Here is a 655-nt window from a genome sequence, read left to right on the forward strand (position 1 = left end):
GCCACCCTGCGCGAATTCATTCAGCCCACTGCGCTGCTGCCCACGGACGGCATCGTCAAGGCCACTGCGGACCGCATCACTCGCGGCCACCAGGGCGCGCTGGCGCGAGCCCGCGCGATCTATGACTGGGTGGTCGACAACACCTGCCGCACCGCCTCCACCCGCGGCTGCGGCACCGGCGACGTGCGCTACATGCTCACCGCCAACGATCTGAACGGCAAATGCGCCGACATCAACGCGTTGTTCGTCGCCCTGGCGCGCGCCGCGGGCATTCCCGCCCGCGATGCCTACGGCCTGCGCGTGGCCGACTCGCAGCTCGGCTTCAGGAGCCTGGGCAAGGCCCGCGACGTCACCCGCGCGCAGCACTGCCGCGCCGAGTTCTACGCCGACGGCTATGGCTGGATTCCGGTCGACCCGGCCGACGTGCGCAAGGTCATGCTGGAAGAGCCGCCTGGCGACCTGCCCGCCACCGACCCGCGCGTGCGCAGCGCCCGCGTCATGCTGTTCGGCGCCTGGGAAATGAACTGGGTCGCCTACAACCACGGCCACGACGTCGCCCTGCCGGGCTCCGCCCACGGCCCGGTGCCGTTCCTGATGTATCCCAACGGCGAAACCGTCGACGGCCGGCTGGACAGCCTCGACCCCGACCGCTTCC

1 protein-coding gene is annotated in these 655 nt (G+C 71.0%); it reads left to right on the forward strand.

Features of this window, described 5'->3' with window-relative positions; translation table 11 throughout:
• On the forward strand, positions 1 to 655 hold a 655-nt coding region (locus DNK89_RS23490), incomplete at both ends, for a transglutaminase-like domain-containing protein (protein WP_161958979.1).

The organism is Acidovorax sp. ST3, from assembly GCF_003231145.1.
Taxonomy (GTDB): Bacteria; Pseudomonadota; Gammaproteobacteria; order Burkholderiales; family Burkholderiaceae_C; genus Acidovorax.